18 protein-coding genes, 1 tRNA gene and 1 pseudogene are annotated in these 18,916 nt (G+C 73.4%); 12 read left to right on the top strand and 8 right to left on the bottom strand.

The genetic code is table 11. The features are described 5' to 3' along the window. Window positions 1-16: 16 nt before the first annotated feature. On the bottom strand, window positions 17-553 hold the full coding sequence (locus RKE38_RS00570; RefSeq protein ID WP_316007567.1) for a type 1 glutamine amidotransferase domain-containing protein: 537 nt from the start codon (window positions 551-553) through the stop codon (window positions 17-19). Beyond that, entirely contained in the window at window positions 441-2,078 is a 1,638-nt protein-coding gene (locus tag RKE38_RS00565; RefSeq protein WP_316005516.1) for a PLP-dependent aminotransferase family protein, read from the bottom strand. The genes RKE38_RS00570 and RKE38_RS00565 overlap by 113 nt, the downstream gene beginning before the upstream one ends. A gap of 80 nt (window positions 2,079-2,158) precedes the next feature. Between RKE38_RS00565 and RKE38_RS00560 the strand changes: the two genes are divergently transcribed. From RKE38_RS00560 to RKE38_RS00545, 4 genes are all read left to right on the top strand, one after another. Continuing rightward, on the top strand, window positions 2,159-3,499 hold the full coding sequence (locus RKE38_RS00560; RefSeq protein WP_316005515.1) for an amino acid permease: 1,341 nt from the start codon (window positions 2,159-2,161) through the stop codon (window positions 3,497-3,499). Beyond that, the gene (locus tag RKE38_RS00555; protein ID WP_316005514.1) at window positions 3,426-4,100 is read left to right on the top strand and encodes a YdeI/OmpD-associated family protein; all 675 of its coding nucleotides are present in this window, start codon (window positions 3,426-3,428) and stop codon (window positions 4,098-4,100) included. Before RKE38_RS00560 ends, RKE38_RS00555 begins: the two co-directional genes overlap by 74 nt. A gap of 23 nt (window positions 4,101-4,123) precedes the next feature. Further along, window positions 4,124-5,353, top strand: coding sequence for a deoxyguanosinetriphosphate triphosphohydrolase (locus tag RKE38_RS00550; RefSeq protein WP_316005513.1), 1,230 nt, complete (start codon window positions 4,124-4,126; stop codon window positions 5,351-5,353). A 70-nt stretch (window positions 5,354-5,423) separates the two neighbouring features. After that, window positions 5,424-5,729 (top strand): hypothetical protein, encoded by a 306-nt coding sequence (locus RKE38_RS00545; protein ID WP_316005512.1) that lies wholly within the window; start codon window positions 5,424-5,426, stop codon window positions 5,727-5,729. Between the two features lie 39 nt (window positions 5,730-5,768). Here RKE38_RS00545 and RKE38_RS00540 read toward each other — a convergent pair whose 3' ends face one another. The 3 genes from RKE38_RS00540 to RKE38_RS00530 are packed head-to-tail and all read right to left on the bottom strand — an operon-like array spanning window position 5,769 to window position 9,388. After that, window positions 5,769-6,803: an ABC transporter ATP-binding protein gene (locus RKE38_RS00540; protein WP_316005511.1), complete on the bottom strand. Its 1,035-nt coding sequence runs from the start codon at window positions 6,801-6,803 to the stop codon at window positions 5,769-5,771. After that, window positions 6,800-8,311, bottom strand: coding sequence for an iron ABC transporter permease (locus tag RKE38_RS00535; protein ID WP_316005510.1), 1,512 nt, complete (start codon window positions 8,309-8,311; stop codon window positions 6,800-6,802). Before RKE38_RS00535 ends, RKE38_RS00540 begins: the two co-directional genes overlap by 4 nt. 45 nt (window positions 8,312-8,356) lie before the next feature. Next, complete coding sequence (locus tag RKE38_RS00530) at window positions 8,357-9,388, bottom strand: iron ABC transporter substrate-binding protein (RefSeq protein WP_316005509.1); 1,032 nt, start codon at window positions 9,386-9,388, stop codon at window positions 8,357-8,359. Window positions 9,389-9,534: 146 nt separating this feature from the next. Here RKE38_RS00530 and RKE38_RS00525 point away from each other — a divergent pair, with 146 nt between their 5' ends. The 8 genes and pseudogenes from RKE38_RS00525 (at window position 9,535) to RKE38_RS00490 (ending at window position 16,218) form a co-directional block, all read left to right on the top strand. Then, the gene (locus tag RKE38_RS00525) at window positions 9,535-9,807 is read left to right on the top strand and encodes a hypothetical protein (protein ID WP_316005508.1); all 273 of its coding nucleotides are present in this window, start codon (window positions 9,535-9,537) and stop codon (window positions 9,805-9,807) included. 45 nt (window positions 9,808-9,852) lie between these two features. After that, a pseudogene (locus tag RKE38_RS19545) lies at window positions 9,853-11,220 on the top strand (arabinofuranosyltransferase); the annotation flags it as partial. Window positions 11,221-11,521: 301 nt separating this feature from the next. After that, on the top strand, window positions 11,522-13,459 hold the full coding sequence (gene dnaG / locus RKE38_RS00515) for a DNA primase (RefSeq protein ID WP_316005506.1): 1,938 nt from the start codon (window positions 11,522-11,524) through the stop codon (window positions 13,457-13,459). Continuing rightward, window positions 13,459-13,995, top strand: a complete 537-nt coding sequence (locus RKE38_RS00510) for a hypothetical protein (protein ID WP_316005505.1) — start codon at window positions 13,459-13,461, stop codon at window positions 13,993-13,995. Before dnaG ends, RKE38_RS00510 begins: the two co-directional genes overlap by 1 nt. Before the next feature lie 87 nt (window positions 13,996-14,082). Further along, a tRNA-Asn gene (locus tag RKE38_RS00505) sits at window positions 14,083-14,155 on the top strand. A gap of 125 nt (window positions 14,156-14,280) precedes the next feature. Further along, entirely contained in the window at window positions 14,281-14,817 is a 537-nt protein-coding gene (locus RKE38_RS00500; protein WP_316005504.1) for a hypothetical protein, read from the top strand. Then, window positions 14,804-15,427 (top strand): RNA polymerase sigma factor, encoded by a 624-nt coding sequence (locus RKE38_RS00495; protein WP_316005503.1) that lies wholly within the window; start codon window positions 14,804-14,806, stop codon window positions 15,425-15,427. The genes RKE38_RS00500 and RKE38_RS00495 overlap by 14 nt, the downstream gene beginning before the upstream one ends. 47 nt (window positions 15,428-15,474) lie before the next feature. After that, window positions 15,475-16,218, top strand: a complete 744-nt coding sequence (locus RKE38_RS00490; RefSeq protein WP_316005502.1) for a hypothetical protein — start codon at window positions 15,475-15,477, stop codon at window positions 16,216-16,218. A 158-nt stretch (window positions 16,219-16,376) separates the two neighbouring features. Here the strand turns inward: RKE38_RS00490 and RKE38_RS00485 are convergent, their stop codons facing one another. From RKE38_RS00485 to RKE38_RS00475, 3 genes are all read right to left on the bottom strand, one after another. Beyond that, the gene (locus tag RKE38_RS00485; protein ID WP_316005501.1) at window positions 16,377-17,267 is read right to left on the bottom strand and encodes an amino acid ABC transporter permease; all 891 of its coding nucleotides are present in this window, start codon (window positions 17,265-17,267) and stop codon (window positions 16,377-16,379) included. After that, a complete protein-coding gene (locus RKE38_RS00480) occupies window positions 17,264-17,935 on the bottom strand; it encodes an amino acid ABC transporter permease (protein ID WP_316005500.1) in 672 nt (223 codons plus the stop codon). Before RKE38_RS00480 ends, RKE38_RS00485 begins: the two co-directional genes overlap by 4 nt. Before the next feature lie 93 nt (window positions 17,936-18,028). Continuing rightward, window positions 18,029-18,865, bottom strand: coding sequence for a glutamate ABC transporter substrate-binding protein (locus RKE38_RS00475; RefSeq protein WP_316005499.1), 837 nt, complete (start codon window positions 18,863-18,865; stop codon window positions 18,029-18,031). Window positions 18,866-18,916: the final 51 nt, after the last annotated feature.

Below are 18,916 nucleotides of genomic sequence, written 5' to 3'. Positions count from 1 at the left end.
TTCGTGCTGCGGTGGGTCAGGCGTTCTGCGCGGCCGCCCCGTGGCTGAGGGCCTCGAGCAGCGCGTCGTTGAACGCCGGGATGTCGTCGGGGTTGCGGCTGGTGATGAGGTTGCCGTCCTGGACGACCTCCTTGTCCACCCACTCGCCACCGGCGTTGCGGATGTCGGTCTGCAGGCTCGGCCACGAGGTGAGCGTGCGGCCCTTGACCACGTCCGCCTCGACCAGGGTCCACGGCGCGTGGCAGATCGCGGCGACCGGCTTGCCGCTGGCGACGAAGTCGCGGACGAAGCCGACCGCGGTCTCGTCGGTGCGCAGCGCGTCGGGGTTGGCGACGCCGCCGGGCAGCACGAGGGCGTCGTAGTCGTCCATCGACGCCTGGCCCACGGCGGTGTCGACCGGACGCGTCTCGGCCTTGTCCAGGTGGTCGAAGGTCTGCACCTCACCCGTCTCCGGGGACAGCAGCTTGGGGGTGGCTCCGGCCTGCTCGACGGCCTTCCAGGGCTCGGTCAGCTCCACCCGCTCGATGCCCTCCTTGGCGACGAGGAAGGCCACGGTCTTTCCACTGAGGTCTGTCATGGCTCCACCCTCCGTCGGCCCCCGGGACCTCGCAATCCGGGGAGGGGTGGCCGGGGTCACAGCACCTCGGCGAGCCGCTCGACGGCCTGCTGCATCTGCCCTGCCGGGACCCGCCGGAAGCCCATGGCCAAACCGGGGCGGGGCGGCGAGCCGTGGAAGCGAGGGGGGACACCGGCTCGACCGTCACACCCGCCCGAGACGCCGCGGCGACCAGCGACACGTCGTCGCGCCCGCGGTCACCCAGCCACGCGCAGACGTGCAGGCCGGCCGAGGACGGCACCACCTCGAGCGTCCCCTCCGGCAGGGCGTCCAGTGCGGCGAGCAGCGCCGCGCGGCGCTCGGCATACACCGTGGTCACGCGACGCACGTGGGCGGCGAGCAGCCCCTCGGCGAGGAAGCGCGCCAGTGCGCCCTGGGTGACGGCGTCGCCCTGCCAGTCGCTGAGCAGCTTCGCGGCCCGAACGGCGCCCTGGACCGACCGCGGCGCGACGACGTACCCGACGCGCAGCGACGGCATCAGCGTCTTGGAGAAGGACCCGACGTAGACCACGCGCCCGTCCCGGTCCAGGCTCTGCAGCGGCGCGAGCGGCCTGTCCTCGTACCGGAACTCGCTGTCATAGTCGTCCTCGACCACGACGCTGTTGCGCCGGGATGCCCACTCCAGCAACGCGATCCGGCGGCGCAGCGACATCACGGCCCCGGTGGGGAACTGGTGCGACGGCGTCACGTAGACCATCCGGGCGCGGCGGGGCAGCGCGTCGACGACCAGCCCCTCCTCGTCGACCGGGACGCCGACCACTGTCGCGCCGTGCGAGGCGAACAGGCGCACGGCGGCGGTGTATCCGGGGTCCTCGACGACGACCACGTCGCCCCGCTCGACCAGGGCACGCGTCACGACGTCCAGACCCTGCTGGGCGCCACCGGTGAGGACGACGTCGTCCGGCCCGGCCACGACGCCGCGGGCCTGCCCGACGTGCCGGGCGACCTCCCGCTGCAGGTCCGGGTGACCACCGCCGGCGTAGGCCGACGCCTGCAGCAGCGCCGGGCGCAGCGTCGCGGAGACGAGCCGGCGCCACGTGCCGAGCGGGAAGAGGCTGGTGTCCGGCCCGCCCACCGACAGGTCGTACCCCACCGGCGTGGCATCGAGGACCGGGGGCGGCAGCGACGACCAGACCTCGCGCGGGCTCACCTCCCCGGCCGGGGCCCGGCGCGGGCGACGGGGCTGCACGTCGGGCGCCACGTAGGTACCCGAGCCGACGCGGCTCTCCAGGAACCCCTCCGCCGCGAGCCGGTCGTATGCCGTCGCCACCGTCCCGCGGGCCAGGCCCAGCCGGCCGGCGAGCTCGCGGGTCGGGGGGAGCCGGTCGCCGGGGGAGAGCCGGCCGTCGAGGACGGCGTCGAGCAGCGCCCGGTACAGCCGCACCGTGCGGTCCCCGCCGGTGCGCGGGTTTCCGCCGAGGTCGCCGCCGAGGTCGCGGCCGAGGTCGAGGTGCAGGTCCACGACGCCAGCCTAGATTGGCCCAAACGACCTGCCCAGGTTTGGCCCTTCCGAGGGGGCCAATCGGCGACCACGATCGAGCCATGAGCACCGTGAGCGCACGCCTGTCCGTCCCCCAGGGGGCCGCCCTGTCCATCGGCGCCGTCCTGGGCACCGGAGTGATCACGCTGCCCGCCCTCGCTGCCGGGATCGCCGGGCCGGCGTCGCTGGTGGCGTGGCTGGCGCTCGTGCTCCTCAGCGTCCCGCTCGCGCTCACCTTCGCGGCGATGGGAGCCCGCTTCCCGGACACCGGTGGGGTCTCGACCTACGTGGGCCGCGCCTTCGGGCGCCGGGCAGCCGGGGCCGTCGGGTGGTGCTTCTACTTCGCGATCCCCGTGGGCGCCCCACCTGCCTCGCTCATGGCCGGTGGCTACGTCGCGGACGCGCTCGGCGGCGGTCGCCGGACGGCCGTCGCCGTGGCCGTCCTGCTCATCGGGGGAGTGGGCCTGGTGAACGCCGCCGGCCTGCGCCTGTCCGGGCGGGTCCAGCTGGTGCTCACGGGCGTCCTCGCGACCCTCATGACCGTCACCGTGGCAGCGGCCCTGCCCCACGCCCGGTGGGACCACCTCACCCCCTTCGCGCCGCACGGGTGGGGTGCCGTGGGCACCGCGGCGGCCCTGCTCGTGTGGGGGTTCGCCGGGTGGGAGGCCGTCGCGTCCCTCGCCGGGGAGTACCGCACGCCGCGCCGTGACGTCCCCCGCGCCACCGGCATCGCGATCGTCGTCGTCGGCGTCCTCTACCTGGCGCTGGCGGCGACGAGCCTGCTGGTCCTGGGTCCGGCGACGGCCCGCAGCGAGGCCCCGCTCTCCGACCTGCTGGCGGCCGGGGTGGGCGGTTCGGTGCGGGTCGTCACCGCGCTCGTCGCGGTGCTGCTCACGATCGGCGCGATGAACGCGTACTACGCGGGCGGGGCGCGGCTCGGGGCCGCGCTCGCCCGCGACGGCGCCCTCCCCGTCGCCCTCGCGCGCGGCAGCGGTCCGGGTGAGGTGCCGCGGCGCAGCCTCGCCCTGGTGGCGGGCCAGTCGATGGCGTGGCTCGTCGCCGCCGAGGTGCTGCACCTGGGTATGACGCCGCTCATGCTCATGGCGACCGGCTGCTTCACCCTCGTGTACGTGCTCGGCACGGGCGCGGCCGTCCGGCTCCTCCCGCGGGGAGGCGCCGCCTGGTGGACCGCGGTCGTGGCCCTCACCTCCGTGCTGGTGCTGCTCGTCATGAACGGCTGGCACGTGGCGTGGGCACTCGGGGTGGTCGTCGCCTCGCTCGCCTGGCAGGGCGCTGCCGCGCGTCGGCGCCGCGTGGCACCCTTGCGCCATGGCACGGCGCTACGCGGCGGGGACGCCGGGCGGGACACCGGAGAGGCCTGCGACGTTCTTCAGCGGGCCTGAGGAGTTCCGGGCCTGGCTCGAGGCCCACCACGAGACCGAGCCCGAGCTCTGGATGGGGCTGCACAAGAAGCACGTGCCCGAGCGCGGTCTCCTGTGGGAGGACGCCGTCGTGGAGGCACTGTGCTTCGGCTGGATCGACTCGGTGGCGCAGCGCATCGACGAGGACACCACGCGGCAGCGCTGGACGCCGCGCAAGCCGGGCAGCACCTGGTCCGCGATCAACATCGCCACGGTCGAGCGGCTGGTCGCGGAGGGGCGCATGCGACCTGCCGGCCTCGCGGCGTACGCGCGGCGTCGCGAGGACCGCTCGGGCACGTACTCCTACGAGGGCGACGAGCGCGAGCTCGACCCCGCCCACGCCGTGCAGCTCGCGGCCGACCCGGCGGCCTCGGCGTTCTGGCGGGAGGCCACGCCGTCCTACCGTCGGGTCGCCGTTCACTGGGTCACCAGCGCCAAGCAGGAGGCCACCCGCGACAAGCGGATGGCGCAGCTCGTGAGCGACAGCGCCGCGGGCAGGCTCATCGCGCCCCAGCGGTACGGCGAGCAGCCCCGGTGGGTCGAGCGGGCGGCCGACGCCGCGCGGGCTGCAGGCGGCTCCTGACGCCTGCCATCTAGGCTCGGCTCGTGGGATACGCCGAGGCCGACCGGGAGCGCTGGGTCCGCGAGGACCCCGTGACCAAGCGTGCCGACCGGGACGACTTCGCCCGTGACCGTGCCCGGCTGCTGCACTCGGCCTCACTGCGCCGGCTGTCGGCCAAGACGCAGGTGCTCCAGCCCGGCGACGACGACTTCGTCCGCAACCGGCTCACGCACTCCCTGGAGGTCGCGCAGATCGGGCGCGAGTTCGGGGCCGCCCTCGGCTGCAGCGCCGACGTCGTCGACACCGCCTGCCTCGCCCACGACCTCGGTCACCCGCCCTTCGGCCACAACGGCGAACAGGCGCTCGACGCGGTGGCGGCAGGTATCGGCGGTTTCGAGGGCAACGCCCAGACGCTGCGCCTGCTCACCCGGCTCGAGCCCAAGCGGGTGCACCCGGACGGCCGGCCGGCCGGGCTGAACCTCACCCGCGCGAGCCTCGACGCATCCACCAAGTACCCGTGGCCGCGTGGCGAGGGCCCTTCCGGCACAGCCAAGTTCGGTGTGTATGCCGACGACCTGCCGGTCTTCGAGTGGTTCCGTGACGGCCGTCCGCCGGGACGGCGATGCATCGAGGCCGACGTCATGGACTGGTCGGACGACGTCGCCTACTCGGTGCACGACGTCGAGGACGCCGTGGCCTCCGGCCGGCTCGACCTGCGTCGGCTGCGGGACGCGACGGACGTCGACAGCGTCCTCGCGGTCGCGACCGGTCTCTACGCCGCGGACCTCGGGACCGACGCGCTCGGGGCCGCGCTGGAACGGGTGCTGGCCAGCGGCGCGGTGCCCGCGGCGTACGACGGCTCGCGAGGGGACCGGGCGGCCCTCAAGGACATGACCTCGCGGCTCATCGGCCGGTTCGTCCTCGCGGTAGAGCGCGCCACGCGCGAGCGGCACGGTGACGGCGACCTCACGCGGTACGACGCCGAGCTCGTGGTGCCCGACGACACCCGGGCCGAGTGCGCCGTCCTCAAGGCGGTGGCCGCGCACTTCGTGATGCACGCGCAGGAGCGGCTCGACGTGCTGGCGGGGCAGCGCGAGGTCGTGCGCGACCTGGTGGCGGCGTACCTCGCCGACCCGGTGGGCAGGCTCGACCGTGACCTGCTCGCCGACTGGAAGGAGGCGCCGGACGACGGAGCGGCACTGCGCGTCGTCGTCGACCAGGTCGCCTCGCTCACCGACGTGCGGGCGCTGGCCCTGCACGCCGCCTGGAGCTGACTTCACCGAAACGCTTGCGGGGACGCATCCCCCTCTGGCTGACTGGTCCCACCTGAGGGAGGGGGACGTCGTGGAGGGCACGTCGCAGAGGGGCACGGTCGTCGGTTACCCGCGCGCGGAGGGGGAGGGGCTGTCGCACCTGCTGGCGCGCACCCCGCCGTCGCGACCACGGGTCTGGCCCCTCGTCGTGGCGCTGGTGCTCGGGCTGTTCCCGCTGCTCGTCCCGTTCGCGGTCTGGGCGACCGTCGACTACTGGCGCCGGCCGCTGAGCCGGCCGCGGTGGCGCGCCGTCGCGGCCGTCATGCTCGCCCTCGGACTGGTGAACTTCGTGGCGTTCCTCGTCTACGGCTACGGGCGCCACTGGGCCATCGGCTGACGCCGGTCAGCCCGCGACGGCTCCTGCGCCCGGCCGCGCTCAGCCGGCGAAGGCCCGCGCCTGGCCGACGACCGACAGGCCGACGATCGAGCCGGCGGGCGGGACCTCGTGGCCGTTGACGCGGGCGGTGACGACGGTGCGGTCGGCCTGCAGCCGCAGGGCGACGAGCGCGTCGTGGCCGAAGTAGGTCGTTGAGACGACCTCGGCGCAGGGGGTGCCCGGCGACATCGCCCGCAGCTGGATCTGCTCCGGGCGCAGCAGCACGTCCACCGTGCCGGCCGGGGCCGGCTGGTGCACCGGCAGGGTGCCGAGCGCGGTGACGACCGAGGTGCCGTCGGCGCGGCCACGCAGGAACACCGCGTCGCCGAGGAAGGCGGCCGCGTGCCGGTCGGTCGGGGTGGCGTAGACCTGCGACGGCGTCCCGACCTGGGAGAACCGTCCCTCGTGCATGATCGCGACCTGGTCGGCGAACGACAGCGCCTCGGCCTGGTCGTGGGTGACGAGGACGACGGTGACGTCCTCGTGGGCCAGGGCGTCCGACACCGCCTCGCGGGTCGTGGCGCGGAGCCCGGCGTCGAGGGAGGAGAACGGCTCGTCCAGCAGGACCAGCGTGGGCTTGCGGGCCAGCGCGCGGGCGAGGGCGACGCGCTGCTGCTGGCCGCCGGACAGCTGGTCCGGACGACGGGCCGCGAGGTCGGGGGTGAGGCCGACGAGCTCAAGCAGCTCGGCCACGCGCTCACCGGCACGGCGGGCCGCCCGCGGCAGGCCGTAGGAGACGTTCTGCCCGACGGTCAGGTGCGGGAAGAGGTTGCCCTCCTGCGCGACGTAGCCGATGCCGCGGCGCTCGGGGGCCACCCAGCGGCCGGGGCCGACGACGACGGTGTCGCCCAGGGTCACGGTGCCCTCGTCGGCGGGCTGGAAGCCGGCGATGACGCGCAGCAGCGTGGTCTTGCCGCAGCCCGACGGCCCGAGGATCGCCGTCGTCGTCCCGGACGGCACCTGCAGGTCGAGGCCGTGCAGGACGGGCCGGCCGTCGTAGGACGCGGCCACCCCCTCGATGCGCAGCGTGGTCACAGTGCAGGCTCCTCGTCGTTCCGTCGCAGCAACAGGTAGGTTAGGGGGGCGGACACGAGCACCAGCGCCGCGGCATACGGTGCTGCACCCGCGTAGTCGATGCTCTCACTCGCGCTCCAGAACGCCGTCGCCAGCGTCTGCGTGCCCGTCGGCGCGAGCAGCAGCGTCGCGGTGAGCTCGGTCGACGTCGCGATGAACACCATCGCGAACCCGGCGAGCACACCCGGCGCGGTCAGCGGCAGCGTCACCCGCAGGAACGCCCGCAGCGGCCGGTCGCCCAGCGCGCGTGCCGCGTCGGTGAGCTCCTCCGGCGCCTGCGCGAGCGAAGCGCGGATGCTCACCATCGCGCGCGGGATGAACAGCACGACGTATGCCGCGACGAGCACCGCCGCGGTCTGGTACACGGGCCGGGCGTACCGGACGGCGAGGGTGACCAGGGCGAGGGCGATGACGACACCGGGCAGGGATGACGCGACGTAGGTGGCGCGCTCGACCAGCACCGACAGCCACGAGCGCCGGCGGGCGATGAGCCACGCCACCGGGAAGGCCGCGACGACCGACACGAGGCCGGCGAGCACGGCGAGGCGCAGCGTGCCCCACAGGGTCGAGACCAGCTCGGCCGGGTCGAAGGTGCTCTCGGACAGGCCGCCGGAGCCGGCGCGGAACCAGTAGACGAGGCTGCCGAGGGGCACCCCGAGGGCCAGGACGGTCAGCAGCGCCATGCCGGCGAGGGCCGGCACGGTCCAGCGGCCCAGGCGAGCGGGCAGGGCCCGGCGGGTCGTGCCGCGGCCGAGGCGGGCGTACCGGGTGGTGCCGCGCAGCAGCTGCTCGGCGGTGAGCAGCGCCAGGCACAGGGCGATGAGCACGAGGGCGAGCAGGCTGCCCGCCGAGTTCGAGAACGCCACCTGGAACTGCTCGAGGATCGCGGTCGTGAACGTCGGGAAGCGCAGCATCGCCAGCACGCCGAACTCCGACAGCAGGTGCAGCGACACCAGCAGCATCCCGCCGAGGGCGGCCGGCCGGAGCTGGGGGAGCACGGCCCGGAAGAACGCGCGCCACGGGCCGAGGCCCAGCGAGCGCGCCGAGTCCTCGAGCGACTGGTCGAGCCCGCGCAGCACCGCCGCCACGGGCAGGAACACGAACGGGAAGTACGACAGCGTCGTGACCAGGACGGCTCCGTTCAGCCCCTGGAGGTCGGGCCGCACGGTGACCCACGCGTACGAGTTGACGAAGGCGGGCACGGCCAGCGGCGCCACCATGAGCACCCGCCAGAACCGGGCCCCCGGCAGCGAGGTCCGTTCGACCAGCCAGGCGGTCGCGATGCCCAGCACCGTGGTGAGGGCGACCGTGCAGACGACGAGGCCGGCGGTGTTGCGCAGCAGCTCACCGACCCGGGGACGCCACAGCAGGTCCCACGCCGCCGCCGGTCCCACGTCGAACGCCTTGACGACGACGACCACCAGCGGGACGACGCACAGCGCCGCCACGGCCAGGGCCGCGACGGTCACTGCTGCGGGGGTGGGGCCCGCGACGGGGCGGGGGGAGCGGGCCACCTAGAGGATGCCCGCCTGGGTCATGAGCTCGATGACCTTGGGGCCGTTGAGCGTGTACGGGTCGACCTTGGGGGCCTCGAGGCTGTCGAGCGGCTCGAGCGCCTTGTCCGAGGCGACCCCGTTGCCGACGGCGTACTCCTTGGCGTCACTGGTGGCGAGCATCTGCTGGCCCTCCTTGCTCGTGACGAAGGCGAGGAACTTCTGGGCGTTGGCCGCGTGCTTGCTCGACTTCAGGACGCCGCCGCCGGAGATGCTGACGAACGCGCCCGGGTCCTGGTGGCGGAAGTAGAGCAGCTTGGTGTTCTTGCTGCCGGCCTTGGTGAGGGCCTGGTCGCGGTACCAGTAGTAGTGGTACATGATCCCGACCGGCACCTGGCCGGCGTTGACGGCCTTCATCACGGCGATGTTGTTCTGGTAGACCTGCGCGCCGTCCTTGAGGCCCTTGAGCCAGGCGGCGGTCTTCTGCTCGCCCTGGGTCGCGAGGATCGCGCTCACGATCGCCTGGAAGTCGGCGCCGCCGGCGGCCGCGCCCCACTTGCCCTTCCAGGCCGGGTCGGCGAGGTCCATGATCGACTTCGGCAGCTGCGCCTCGCTGATCTTGCTCGGGTTGTAGACGAGGACCGTCGAGCGCGCGGCGATGCCCACCCAGTCGTTGCTGCTGGGGTGGTACGCCGCGCCCACCTGGGCGATCGTGGCCGGGTCGACCTTGGCCAGCAGGCCGGCGTTCTGCACGGTGGTCATCGCGGGGGAGTTCTCCGTGAGGAACACGTCGGCAGGGCTCTTGGACCCCTCCTGCACGATCTGCGCGCCCATCGAGGAGTCCGAGCCGTAGCGGATCTGGACCTTGATCCCCGTCTTCTCCTGGAACTTCTTGGCCCACGCCTGGGTGAGGTTCTCGTGCTGGGCGCTGTAGATGGTCAGCTTGTCCGGGTCGAGCGAGCCCTTGGCCTCGAGGCTGCCGCTGCCGCAGGCCGTGAGGGCGAGGGCGGCGGTCGAGGCGAGGGCGACCAGGACGGTGCGGCGAGGGAGCACGCGGGTTCTCCAGACTCGGATCGGCTTGCAAAGGCAAGGCTTACCTTACCTGCGCTCCTGCCCTCGTCCGAATCGAGGTCGGCCGCTCGACGAGTGAATCGGCTCACCTGCCCGAGGGCGGCACGCGCCTCGGTTAGCCTCCCGCCATGACCGCGCCGGGACCCTTCCTCCAGCAGGGGGAGCGAGCCCTCCCGTCCGCGGCCCGCTCGGCCGTGCTGCTCGTCCTCGGGGCGCTGGGGTGCACCGGTGCCGCCGTGTTCGGGCACGCCGTCTACGTGGACCCCTTCAGCCCTCGGGGCCAGACGGTGCCGCTCGTCGTGCTCGCGGTGCTGGGCCTGCTCGTCGTGCCGCTGGTGGTGCGGTCGCGACGGACCGGCCCCGACGTCGGGGCGCTGCTCGTCGCCGCCTGGGTCAGCTAGTTCGGCGCGAGCCAGCTGCACGGGACGCCCTTCCCGTACGGCGGCATGTCGGCCGACATCGCGCGGCTCACCGCCGCCGCGACCAAGTTCTCGGTGCACGTCGGCTCGACGGACCTGCTCGTCAAGGGGCTGCCGATCGAGTACCCGCCCCTCTTCCCCTGGGTGGTCGGGCGCGTGTCGGCCCTGAGCGGGCAGCCGGCCTGGACGCTGGTCGGCGTGGCCTCGGTGGCCTTCTGCGGCCTGGCCGTGCTGGTGGGGTACCTGCTGTGGGCGCGCGTGGTCACCGGAGCGCTGGCGCTGGCCCTGTGCGCCCTGCCCGCCGCCGTCTACGGCGACCCCCGCGAGGCGCACGAGGTGGCCGCCCTGTCGGTGATGGCGCCGTGGGTGCTCGCCGGGCTGGCCCGTCTCGGCCGCGCGAGGACCCCCGCCCTGTCGTGGTGGGCCACCGGCATCGTCGGCGGCCTGCTGCTCACCGACTACCAGGCCTACCTCGTCTTCTCGGTCGCCGGCCTGCTCGTCGTGGTCGCCCTCGGCCTGGTGCACGGGCCGCGCTGGCCGTACCTGCGACACCTGGTCCTGGCCACGGCGACGGCGCTCCTCACCGCGTCGTGGTTCCTCGTCCCCTGGCTGTCGGACCTCATGCGGTTGGGCGGGGACGGCAGTGCCGACCTCTTCGTGCCGTTCGAGATCGAGCGCGACCCCCTGCACCTGCCCTGGCACGGGCCGGTCCAGGTCGGGGCGGTCCTGACCGGGGGGCTGCTGCTGCTCCTGTGGCACGCCCGGCGTCGGGACTGGGCCCGCGTGCTCCTGGCCGTCGCGCTGTCGGCCATGACCTACCGCTGGGTGATGCTGTGGCGCTACCACCGCACCGGGCACACCGGGTTCCTCCAGTACACCGACCGGCTCTACGACGGCGTGCTCGTCATCGGGTTCGTGCTCGGGCTCGCGGCCTCCTGGCCCGCCGTGGCAGGCCGGCTGCGGCGCGGGGGCCGGGGGCCGGCGCGCCTGGCGGTGCTCCCCGGCATACCCGCGCTGGCGGCCGCCGCCGTCGTCGTGCTGGGGCTCGGGACGTACTGGGGCGGTCAGCGGCTGGGCCACCCCGACAACCGGGACACCCCCAACTTCGCCCGGCTCGCCCACGCGACCCAGCTCCCGGACGGCGGCTGGCCGCGGTACAACGCAGCGGCCGGGCAGCTGCCGACCATCCCGGCCGACGGGGTCCGCGCGGTGGTCGAGCGCGAGTACGGGAGGGGCGCCGTGCCGACGGTGCTCAGCTACGACGAGTCTCTGTCGAGCTACTTCCCCTGGTACCAGTACATCGGCACCGGTGGGAACTCGGCGAACTCGCTGGCGCACTGGCCGCACCGTGAGGCCGAGGTGTGGCGGCTGTCGGCGGTGCACGACCCGAAGGCCTTCGCCGAGGCGGCCACCCGGCTGGACGGTGGGTCGGTCGACGTGTTCGTCCTCAAGGGCGTGAACCGCTGGTTCCTGTGGCGGAACGTGCGCTTCGAGAAGGGCCAGTTCGCCGAACCGTGGTTCCACACGACGCTCGTCGGGGGGCAACACGTGGGTGTTCACCCGGGTCGGGGCGCAGGTGGAGCACACGGCATACCCGCGCTGAGCGGTCCCGGCGCACGTCACGCGGCGGTGCTGTGGAACTGGCCACATGAGTTGTCGGGCCACCACCTAGACTCGGCGGCGAACAGGAGGGCCAGTGGCGGGTCGGATCAAGACCGACGACATCGCGCTCGTCAAGGAGCGCTCGTCGATCGAGGACGTCGTGCGCGAGCACGTCACGCTGCGCCCCGCGGGTCCCGGCTCGATGAAGGGCCTGTGCCCCTTCCACGACGAGAAGACGCCCTCCTTCACGATCCGCCCGGCCGTCGGCGCCTGGCACTGCTTCGGCTGCGGCGAGGGCGGCGACGTCATCTCGTTCGTGCAGAAGGTCGAGCACCTCACCTTCACCGAGTCGGTCGAGCGGCTGGCGGGCAAGCTCGGGCTCGAGCTGCACTACGAGGAGGGCGGGCGCCCGCGCGACGGCGAGAGCCTGGGGCGCCGCTCCCGGCTCGTCGAGGCGCACCGGGCGGCGCAGGAGTTCTACCTCGAGCGGCTGCTGGAGTCCCAGGAGGCGCGCATCGGCCGCGACTTCCTGCGCGAGCGCGGCTTCGGCGGCGACGCGGCCCGCCGGTTCGGCGTCGGGTTCGCCCCGCGCGGTGGCGAGGAGCTGAGCCGCCACCTGCGCGCCAAGGGCTTCAGCGACGAGGAGCTCGTCCTCGGGGGCCTGTCCGGTCGGGGGAGCCGTGGCACCTACGACCGGTTCCGCGGGCGCCTGGTCTGGCCGATCCGCGACATCACCGGCGACACCGTCGGCTTCGGTGCGCGCCGGCTCTACGACGACGACCGGATCGCGGCGAAGTACCTCAACACGTCCGAGACGCCGATCTACAAGAAGTCGACCGTCCTCTACGGCCTCGACCTGGCGAAGAAGGCGATCGCGGCCGAGCGCAAGGCCGTCGTGGTCGAGGGCTACACCGACGTCATGGCGTGCCACCTGGCCGGGGTCGAGGGCGCGGTCGCCTCCTGTGGCACCGCGTTCGGCGTCGACCACATCAAGGTCCTGCGGCGGATCATGCGCGACGAGGCGGACCTCGCCCCGGCCCGGGTCGTCTTCACCTTCGACGGCGACGCCGCGGGGCAGAAGGCGGCGATGAAGGCCTTCGCCGAGGACCAGCGCTGGGCCTCACAGTCGTTCGTCGCCGTGGCCGAGGGCGGCATGGACCCGTGCGAGCTGCGGATCGCCCAGGGCGACGACGCGGTGCGCCACCTCGTCGACGACGCCGTGCCGATGTTCGAGTTCGCCGTGCGGACCACCATCGCCCGGTTCGACATGTCCACGGCCGAGGGTCGCGTGCAGGCGATGCGGGCCGCCGCCCCCATCGTGAACTCGATCCGCGACAGCTCGATGCGCCCCGAGTACGTCCGCACGGTCGCGGGCTGGATCGGCGTCGAGGTCGAGCAGGTCCAGGCCGAGGTCGCCCGGGCCGGACGCATCGCCGCCCGCGACGCGCAGAAGGACTCAGGCCCGAGCGCGAGCCTGCCGGACGCCGACGCCGTCCCGGAGCCCTCGGAGCAGGAGGCCCGCGCCGCGCTGCCGCCGCCCGACCTGCGCGACCCGGTCGTCTTCGCCGAGCGCCAGCTGCTGCAGACCGTCCTGCAGTACCCGAGCAGCTTCTCGGCCGCAGACCTCGACGCCATCGAGCCGACGGCCTTCACCGCCCCGGCCCACCGCGCGGTCTTCGACGGCATCCGCGGCGCCGGCGGACCGCAGCCCGGCCTCTCGGCGAAGGCGTGGGCCGACCGCGTGACCGAGGCCGCCCCGCTGTCGGTGCGCGGGCTCGTCGCCGAGCTCGCCGTCGCCGCGCTGCCCACCCGCATGGACAAGGCCACCGGCCTGCCCGAACGCCGCTACGTCGACGCGCTCCTCGTGCGCGTCCAGGAGGTCACCCTGACCCGCAAGATCGCCGATGCCATGTCCGCCATGCGCCGCATGGCGGCCGACCCGCACAGCGACCCGGCCCGGGCGCGAGCGCTCAGCGCCGAGCTGCAGGACCTGCAGCGCGAGCTCGCCCAGCTGCGCGAGCGGGCGTCGTGATGGCACTCTCGCTGCGTCGCCGGCCCAGGCTGGCCCAGGGCGTCCGGTCGGCCCTCGAGCTCGGCGCGGGGGAGCGCGTGCTGTCCTGGGGCCAGGTGGAGGGGACCGCCACCACCGTCGTCGCCACCAACCACCACGTGTATGCCGTGGCGGCCGGTGCCGAGGGCGGCGAGGCCTCCGGGGTCGCCCTGCGCCGCCCCTGGCACGAGGTCGACGCCGGCACGTGGTCCTCCGAGCTCGGCCAGCTGACGGTGACGTGGGTCGACGGTGCGCGGCCCACGCAGTGGACGCTGGGGGTGACCTCGATGGTGCCGGAGACCGTTCGCGAGCGGGTCCAGGCCAGCGTCGTGCTCACCCAGCGGGTCGACCTGGGTCGGCGGCGCACGGCTCGCGCGGTGATCCGCCAGGAGCTCGCGACCGGTGCACTGGTCGAGCAGGTGCTCCTCGGCAGGGGCACACCGGCCTCCGACGAGGAGGTCTCGCAGGCCGCCGAGGCGGCTCTGGCCTACCTGCGCGAGCAGGTCGGGCTGGGCTGACCCGGCGGCGTCCGCCCCGTTTTCAGAACCGCGTGCATCCTTTGCTATGGTTGCGCAGCGCTGAGGGCGGGATGCCGCCGAAGCCATTCCCCCGTAGCTCAATTGGCAGAGCATTCGACTGTTAATCGAAGGGTTGTTGGTTCGAGTCCAACCGGGGGAGCCCCGACAAGAGGTCCGCGGATTTCCGCGGACCTTTTCTCGTCCCGGCGTAACCTAGGGCCCGCTGTCGGCGATGACCGTAGGTGAACGGTCCGAAACGGACGCCGCCGCAGGAAAGGTCCCCCCATGCCCGCTTCCCCCCGTACCCTCGTCGGCCGTCGCCGCGTGTATGCAGCGGTGGCCGTGGCCGCCGTGTGCGTCGCCGGAGCCGCCGCAACGGCAGCGACGGCCTCACCGTCGCACCACTCGTACCAGCAGGTCACCCTGACGCCGGCCAGTGCGACGACCACGCAGGCGCCCGAGCCCACCGAGACCGAGAGCCCCGAGCCCACCGAGACCGAGAGCCCGGAGCCGACGGAGACGCAGGCGCCCGAGCCGAGCGAGACCGAGACCGAGACCGAGAGCCCCGAGCCGACGGAGACGCAGGCGCCCGAGCCGACCGAGACCGAGAGCCCGGAGCCGACCCGGACCCACACGCCCGAGCCGACGCGGTCCACCGAGGCATCGGACGACCAGGGCGAGGACCAGTCCGGTGAGGACTCCACCTCCGACCACCAGGGCGAGGACCAGTCCGGCGAGGACTCGACCTCCGACCACCAGGGCGACCACCACGACGGCGAGGAGGGCGGCGACGGCCAGTCCGACGGCGGTGACGACAGCTAGCGGGTCGAGCACGGCGGTGGGCCGCACGGCGGCCCACCGCCCCCGCACGTCCGCGGCCGGGTCCGAGGCCTCGGCCGACGACGACCTCGCGGCCGCCGCTCGCGGTGACCAGGCGGCGCTGCGACGGATCTACGAGGCCCTCGCGCCCGCCGTCCACGGCTACCTGCGGGGTCACGGGGCCCCGGAGCCGGAGGATGCCACGAGCGAGGTCTTCCTCGCCGTCTTCACCCGGCTCGACACCGTCGTGGGTGGTGCAGAGGGACTGCGGACGCTCGTGTTCTCGGTGGCGCACGCCCGGCTCGTGGACCAGCTCCGCCGTGCCGCGAGGCGGGCGCCGTCGGTGCCCTACGAGCCGACGTGGGACGACCGCGTGGCGCCCTCGGCGGAGGCGGTCGCCCTGCGGCGCGACGGCGTCGCCCGGGTCGAGTCCGTCCTGGCCGGCCTGCCCGACGACTACCGGGACGTCGTGCTGCTGCGCGTCGTCGCAGACCTCGGTGTGGCCGCGACGGCCACGGTGATGGGTCGCTCGGAGGGTGCCGTGAAGCAGCTGTACCGGCGCGCGCTGCTGGCGCTTCGCGACGTCGTGGGGGACGAGGGGGTAACCGGATGACCCGGTCGGGCGATGACGCAGACGTGACAGGCAGGAAGGAGGACCCCGTGGAGCCGACCGGCGACGCCGCGCTCGAGGAGTTCCTCCTGCGCGTCCAGGCGCTCGGGCAGGGTCCCGCGCCCGCGCCGAGCGCTCGCCTCGCGGCCGTCCTCGGCGCCCCCGGGCAGGCGCGGGTCCGGCGTATCGCCCCACGCACCGTTGCGAGCGCGACTGCCCTGGGCGTCGTGACCCTGGTGGGGACGGGCTGGGCTGCCGCTGCCGCGGACCAGCTCCCCGCGCCCGCCCAGCGCGCGGTGGCGCGGCTCACCGCGGGGTGGCTCCCCGGCATACCGCACCCCGAGGAGCAGCGGACGGGTGCCGGGACGACGCCCTCGGCGGTCCTGCCCACCCCGACCACCACGTCCGTACCCGCGCCGACCGGCGACGACCCGACCGCCGACGGGACCGGGCGGCCGGTGCGGCAGTCGGTGGCCCCGGGCCGCCCGAGCGGCACGAGGAGCGAGGACACCGAGAGCTCGGAGGACGGCGACCGTGGCGGCTCGGGCTCGCCGGACCGGGCCGGGGAGGACGAGGAGTCCGGAAGCCCCAGCCCGTCCGCGACGCGGACGTCGTCCGACGACGGCCGGGACGACGACGGCGGGACGGGTGACGGCGCGCAGGCGGGCACTACCGACGAGGCGACCAGCGGGACCGGCGACGGCGCGACCGACACGCAGGACGACGGCGACGGCTCGGGCGACGGCCACGACGGGGCGGACTCGGGCTCGACCGGGGACGGTGCCGACCGCTGAGCAGCTGACCGCCCCGCCGTCAGGGCGGGGTCCCGGGAAGTCCCCTGCCTCCCGGGATCCCGCCGTGACGGTGCGGAGCGCGCCTGCGCGCGACGGGCGTGACCCCGGCGTCAGTTGGTCGCCGCGTCAGCGGGTCGGTGCGTCAGCGGGTCGGTGCGTCAGCGGGTCGGTGCGGGGGCGGCCGCCTCGTCGACCTCGCCGTCCGCGGGGCCTTCCGCGTGCAGCGTGGTGCGGCCGCGGCGCGAGAGCCGCTTCTCGACGGACACCGCCAGGCGCGACAGCAGGTAGTTCATGGTGATGAACAGGATCGCTGCGACGATGTAGGCGGGGAGCGTGTTGGCGAAGGCCGATCCCAGCGTCTTGGACCAGTCGAGGAGCTCCTGGTAGGTGATCGCCGTGCCGAGGGCCGAGTCCTTCAGGACGGTCACGAACTGCCCGATGAGTGCTGGGAGCATCGCGGTCAGCGCCTGTGGCAGCTGGATCGAGCGGAGCACCTGGCCCGGCGTCAGGCCGACCGACAGGCCAGCCTCACCCTGCCCCTTGGGCAGCGAGTGCACACCGGAGCGGACCAGCTCGGCGATGACGGAGCCGTTGTAGAGGGTCAGGCCGGTGACGACCGCCGCGAGCGGGTTGACGTCGTTCGCGAAGACCGAGTTCTGCGTGTACACGCCGAAGGCGAAGATCATCATGATCAGCACCGGAACGGAGCGGAAGAACTCGACGACGACGCTGCTGACCCAGCGCACGGGGGCGACGGTCGAGAGGCGTCCGATGCCGAAGACCAGCCCGAACACCGCGGCCAGGACGATGGAGATCAGGGCCGCCTTGAGCGTGCCCCACAGGCCCGGCAGCAGGTAGTCGCGCCACACCGACCGGTCCGTGACGAACGGCTTCCACATGAAACCCTGCAGCTGGTTGGCGTCGGCCATCTTGCGGATGACGACCCACACGATGCCGATGACGACGAGGAGGCCGACCGCCGCCAGCACAGCGTGCCGGCGCCGGGCGCGTGGGCCGGGCGCGTCGAAGAGGACCGACTGCGCACTCATCGCTTCACCGCCAGGCGACGCGAGAGGGACGTGAAGGCCAGCCCGAGCGGGAGGGTCAGGATGACGAACCCGATGGCGAAGACGAGGAACACGCTGGGGCTGCTGCCCTCGTTCTCGATGATGACCTTCATCTGCCCGGCCGCCTCGACCGAGACGATGACCGCGGCCACCGTGGTGTTCTTGATGAGGGCGATGATGGTCGAGCCGATGGGGGCGATCGCTCCGCGGAAGGCCTGCGGGAGCAGGACCTCGCGCATGCTCTGTCCGAACGTGAGCCCGATCGAGCGGGCCGCCTCGGCCTGGCCGACGGGGATGGTGTTGACGCCGGAGCGCAGCGCCTCGCAGATGAAAGCACCGTGGTAGACCGACAGCATCACGGCAGCCCAGCGGAACGCGTTGCTCGTGATGTCGGTCGGGTTGAGCTGGATGCCGAGGATGAAGCTCATGGCCAGGATGCTGAAGACCATGAGCAGTGTCAGCGGGGTGTTCCGGAACGTGTTCACGTACCACGTGCCCATCCAGCGGAACAGGCTCACGGGCGAGAGGCGCAGGACGGCGACGAGCGTGCCGAGGACGAGCGAGCCGATCGTCCCGAGCACGGCCAGTTGGATCGTGCCCCAGAAGGCGCGGAGGATGTCGTCGCCGTAGGTGCTGAGGATGTCACCCATGCAGGGACCTTCCGTTGCGGGAGAACGTGATTCGCGCGGGGGTATGCCGCCCGCTCAGCCGAGCGGGCGGCATACCCCCGGGTGCGCGACCGGTCAGGAACAGGCGTCCGGGGTCGGCGGGTTCTTCGCGTCGGGCTTGAAGCCGGCCGGGCCGAGGTTGTCGTCGACGGCCTTCTTCCAGGCGCCGGAGTCGACCATCTTCTTGAGCGCGGTGTTGATCTTCTCGCAGGTGGCGGTGTCGCCCTTCTTGATCCCGATGCCGTAGCGCTCCTCGGAGAAGGTCTTGCCGACGACCTTGAGCTTGCCCTTGTACTGGTCCTGCGCGGCGTAGCCGGCGAGGATCGTGTTATCGGTCGTGAGGGCGTCGACGCCCTTGGACACGAGGGCGGTGACGCACTCGGAGTAGGTGCCGAACTCCTGCAGCTGGACGCCGGGGTACTTGTCCTTGACCTTCTGGGCGGAGGTCGAGCCGGTGACCGAGCACAGCTTCTTGCCGGTCAGGGACTCCGGGCCGGTGATCGAGGAGTCGTCGGCGCGCACGAGCAGGTCCTGCCCGGCGATGAAGTACGGGCCGGCGAAGGAGACCTTCTCCTTGCGGGCGTCGGTGATCGAGTAGGTCGCGACGACCATGTTGACCTGGCCGGTCGAGATGAGCGTCTCGCGCTGGGCCGACGGTGCCTGCACCCACTGGATGTCGTTCTCGGAGTGGCCGAGCTCCTTGGCGACGTACTTGGCGACGTCGACGTCGAGGCCCTTGTAGTCCGAGCCCTGCTTGAGGCCGAGGCCGGGCTGGTCGAACTTGATGCCGATCTTGAACGAACCGCCACCACCCCCGCCGCTGCCTCCGTCCTTCGCGCTGTCGCTGCACGCGGCCAGGGCGAGCGCGAGCACCGATGCGGCGGCAACCGCGCCAATCTGGCGAACCTTCATGTGTTTCCTCCTGTTGGTGGTGCGGGGGTGCCGGATGCCCGGAGGGGCAGC

The organism is Phycicoccus sp. M110.8 (assembly GCF_032464895.1).
In the GTDB taxonomy this organism is placed as follows: Bacteria; Actinomycetota; Actinomycetes; order Actinomycetales; family Dermatophilaceae; genus Pedococcus.
Note: the sequence above shows the minus strand (reverse complement) of the source record. Positions and strands in the feature narration are given on the sequence as shown.

What these genes read in the sequence shown, in the direction of transcription:
- RKE38_RS00560 (WP_316005515.1), top strand. Translation starts at nt 2,159, where the DNA reads ATGAGCACCGTGAGCGCACGCCTGTCCGTCCCCCAGGGGGCCGCCCTG.
- RKE38_RS00555 (WP_316005514.1), top strand. Translation starts at nt 3,426, where the DNA reads ATGGCACGGCGCTACGCGGCGGGGACGCCGGGCGGGACACCGGAGAGG.
- RKE38_RS00525 (WP_316005508.1), top strand. Translation starts at nt 9,535, where the DNA reads ATGACCGCGCCGGGACCCTTCCTCCAGCAGGGGGAGCGAGCCCTCCCG.
- RKE38_RS00510 (WP_316005505.1), top strand. Translation starts at nt 13,459, where the DNA reads ATGGCACTCTCGCTGCGTCGCCGGCCCAGGCTGGCCCAGGGCGTCCGG.
- RKE38_RS00500 (WP_316005504.1), top strand. Translation starts at nt 14,281, where the DNA reads ATGCCCGCTTCCCCCCGTACCCTCGTCGGCCGTCGCCGCGTGTATGCA.
- RKE38_RS00485 (WP_316005501.1), bottom strand. Translation starts at nt 17,267, where the DNA reads ATGAGTGCGCAGTCGGTCCTCTTCGACGCGCCCGGCCCACGCGCCCGG.
- RKE38_RS00480 (WP_316005500.1), bottom strand. Translation starts at nt 17,935, where the DNA reads ATGGGTGACATCCTCAGCACCTACGGCGACGACATCCTCCGCGCCTTC.
- RKE38_RS00475 (WP_316005499.1), bottom strand. Translation starts at nt 18,865, where the DNA reads ATGAAGGTTCGCCAGATTGGCGCGGTTGCCGCCGCATCGGTGCTCGCG.